The sequence below is a fragment of the Streptomyces sp. NPDC057638 genome, assembly GCF_042800315.1.
In the GTDB taxonomy this organism is placed as follows: domain Bacteria; phylum Actinomycetota; class Actinomycetes; order Streptomycetales; family Streptomycetaceae; genus Streptomyces.
The window spans coordinates 1-2,771 of the sequence record NZ_JBHVHF010000538.1 but is presented as its reverse complement, the minus strand read 5'-3'; the positions used below and the strand labels follow the sequence as shown (position 1 = coordinate 2,771).

At 71.6% G+C, this 2,771-nt stretch carries 4 protein-coding genes; all 4 read right to left on the bottom strand.

The window, feature by feature from the left end:
• Positions 1-62: 62 nt before the first annotated feature.
• The 4 genes from ACFVIM_RS34505 to ACFVIM_RS34490 all read right to left on the bottom strand — a co-directional run bounded on the left by ACFVIM_RS34505 (position 63) and on the right by ACFVIM_RS34490 (position 2,670).
• A complete protein-coding gene (locus ACFVIM_RS34505) occupies positions 63-815 on the bottom strand; it encodes an MBL fold metallo-hydrolase (protein WP_384310167.1) in 753 nt (250 codons plus the stop codon).
• 386 nt (positions 816-1,201) lie between these two features.
• Positions 1,202-2,152 (bottom strand): PLP-dependent cysteine synthase family protein, encoded by a 951-nt coding sequence (locus ACFVIM_RS34500; protein WP_384310164.1) that lies wholly within the window; start codon positions 2,150-2,152, stop codon positions 1,202-1,204.
• Positions 2,152-2,430 carry a MoaD/ThiS family protein gene (locus ACFVIM_RS34495; RefSeq protein WP_384310162.1) on the bottom strand — a complete coding sequence of 93 codons (279 nt, stop codon included), beginning with the start codon at positions 2,428-2,430 and terminating at the stop codon, positions 2,152-2,154. Before ACFVIM_RS34495 ends, ACFVIM_RS34500 begins: the two co-directional genes overlap by 1 nt.
• Positions 2,431-2,565: 135 nt before the next feature.
• Positions 2,566-2,670, bottom strand: a complete 105-nt coding sequence (locus tag ACFVIM_RS34490; RefSeq protein WP_384310160.1) for a putative leader peptide — start codon at positions 2,668-2,670, stop codon at positions 2,566-2,568.
• Positions 2,671-2,771: the final 101 nt, after the last annotated feature.

The window sequence follows — 2,771 nt, the reverse complement described above, 5'->3', positions numbered from 1 at the left end:
CCCCTGGAGGTACGGGAACGGGGGCTCGTCCGTTCGGCCCGGCGGGCGCGGGCCGGAGCGGCTCAGACCTCGTACACCCGGCCCGGGGCGGCGATCTCCGCCGGGCCCCGGTAGACGGCGCGGGCGTCGGCGAGATTGCGCTCGCCGTCCGTCCACGGCGGGATGTGGGTGAGCACCAGGCGCCGCACCCCGGCGCGCTCGGCCTGCTCACCCGCCTCACGGCCGTTGAGATGGAGGTCGGGAATGGCCTCCTTGCCATGGACGAAGGACGCCTCGCAGAGGAAGAGGTCGGCCCCGTCGGCGAGCTTGTGCAGGTTCTCGCAGACCCCGGTGTCCCCGGAGTACGTCAGCGTCCGGCCCCCGTGCTCCAGCCGGAAGCCGTACGCCTCGACAGGGTGGGCCACCCGGTCGGTGCGGACCGAGAAGGGGCCGATCTCGAAGCTGCCGGGCTTGAGGGTGTGGAAGTCGAAGACGGACCGCATCGCGGTCGGCGACGGGGTGTCGGCGTACGCCGTCGTCAGTCGCTCCTCGGTCCCCTCCGGGCCATAGACCGGCAGCGCGGCCAGCGGGCCGCCGTCATGGCGGTAGTAGCGGGCGACGAAATAGCCGCACATGTCGATGCAGTGGTCGGCGTGGAGATGGCTCAGGACGATGGCGTCGAGGTCATAGAGACCGATATGTCGCTGGAGCTCGCCAAGGGCGCCATTGCCCATGTCGAGGAGCAGCCGGAAGCCGTCGGCCTCGACGAGGTAGCTCGAACAGGCCGATTCCACGGACGGGAACGACCCCGAGCAGCCGACGACGGTGAGCTTCATGGAGCGCGAACCTCCGTGGACGGGGAGGGGGCTGAGGGCAGATCGTGCGGTCCGTTGAGCGTAAAGCGCAAAAGTGGTGGCCGCTCCCGCGAGGCCGGGGGGTGTGGGCGAACTCACCTGCGCTGTCACTGATTCGGAGGGGCGCGAAAACGGCGGAGGCGGGGAGCGCGCGCTCCCCGCCTCACACCCCCGGGGCCGTCACCCCCCGGGTCTTCGGCGAGGCCGTGTCTGATCCCTCAGACAGGCCCTGGACCCGGCGCGAGCCCCCGCCGGGTCCACCGCTCGACGCTCCGGCCGGGCGCGCCCGGTTCCGGTGGCCCCGGTCCCGTGGTCGCGCCGCCGCGTGCGGCCCGCCTCGGCCCGTCCCCGCGCCGGGCCCGGTCACCTCACGCCCAGAGCTGCCCCTGGAGCGTCTCGATCGCCGCCTCGGTCGTCGGGGCGGTGTAGACCCCGGTGGAGAGGTACTTCCAGCCGCCGTCGGCGACCACGAAGGCGATGTCGGCCGGCTCGCCCGCCGCCACCGCCTTGCGGCCGACGCCGATCGCGGCGTGCAGCGCCGCTCCCGTGGAGACCCCGGCGAAGATGCCCTCCTGCTGGAGCAGCTCCCGGGTACGGCGCACGGCGTCCGCCGAGCCGACCGAGAAGCGGGTGGTCAGCACGGAGGCGTCGTACAGCTCGGGGACGAAGCCCTCGTCCAGGTTGCGCAGCCCGTAGACCAGGTCGTCATAGCGCGGCTCGGCGGCCACGATCCGTACGCCCGGGACATGTTCGCGCAAGTACCGGCCGACGCCCATCAGGGTGCCGGTGGTGCCGAGACCGGCGACGAAGTGGGTGATCGACGGCAGGTCGGCCAGGATCTCCGGGCCGGTGGTGGCGTAGTGCGCGCCCGCGTTGTCCGGGTTGCCGTACTGGTAGAGCATCACCCAGTCCGGGTGCTCGGCCGCCAGCTCCTTGGCGACCCGCACGGCGGTGTTGGAGCCGCCCGCCGCGGGCGAGGGGATGATCTCCGCGCCCCACATGGCGAGCAGCTGGCGGCGCTCCTCGCTGGTGTTCTCCGGCATCACACAGACCATGCGGTAGCCCTTGAGCTTGGCCGCCATCGCCAGCGAGATCCCGGTGTTGCCGGAGGTGGGCTCCAGGATGGTGGCGCCCGGGGTCAGCCTGCCGTCCTTCTCGGCCTGCTCGATCATATGGAGCGCGGGGCGGTCCTTGACCGAGCCGGTCGGGTTGCGGTCCTCCAGCTTCGCCCAGATCCGGACCTCGTCCGAGGGCGAGAGCCGGGGGAGCAGCACCAGCGGGGTGTTCCCGACGGCGGCCAGTGGGGAGTCGTACCTCATCAGAGGCTTCCGCCCGCGACCGCGGGGAGGATGGTGACGCTGTCGCCGTCGGCGAGTTCGGTGTCGATGCCCTGGAGGAAGCGGACGTCCTCGTCGTTGAGGTAGACGTTGACGAAGCGGCGCAGCTCCCCGCCGTCCACGATGCGCTCACGGATGCCCGCGTGACGGGAGTCCAGGTCGGTGAAGAGGTCGGCGAGCGTGGTGCCGCTGCCCTCGACCTGCTTGGCGCCGTCGGTGTAGGTGCGGAGGATGGTCGGGATGCGGACCTCGATGGCCATGGTGAGGACTCCAGTCAGGGTGCGTGGGCTTTCTCAAGCCGGGCTGGTGGGCCACGGCGGTGGGCCGCGGCCTCCCACGACGGGCGCGCGGGGCGGGAGCGTCGCGCGGGGTGGTTACGTCGGGGGCCGAACGCTTCAGGGACAGATCGCGCTGGCGAGACGGCACAGGTCGACATGGAGCCGCGCCACGAGCAGCACGGAGCCGCGGGGCGTCTTCTCGCTCATGCCAGGGTCAACCATGCGGTCATCGTATCGATTCCCGGTCATGATTCCGGAAGACGATCTCGCATGCTGGATGTAACTGGCCCACATCCCGAGACGACGGCACCGCGACCGGACCC

Coding starts and splice junctions, on each gene's coding strand:
- ACFVIM_RS34505 (WP_384310167.1), bottom strand. CDS start 815: ATGAAGCTCACCGTCGTCGGCTGCTCGGGGTCGTTCCCGTCCGTGGAA.
- ACFVIM_RS34500 (WP_384310164.1), bottom strand. CDS start 2,152: ATGAGGTACGACTCCCCACTGGCCGCCGTCGGGAACACCCCGCTGGTG.
- ACFVIM_RS34495 (WP_384310162.1), bottom strand. CDS start 2,430: ATGGCCATCGAGGTCCGCATCCCGACCATCCTCCGCACCTACACCGAC.
- ACFVIM_RS34490 (WP_384310160.1), bottom strand. CDS start 2,670: ATGGTTGACCCTGGCATGAGCGAGAAGACGCCCCGCGGCTCCGTGCTG.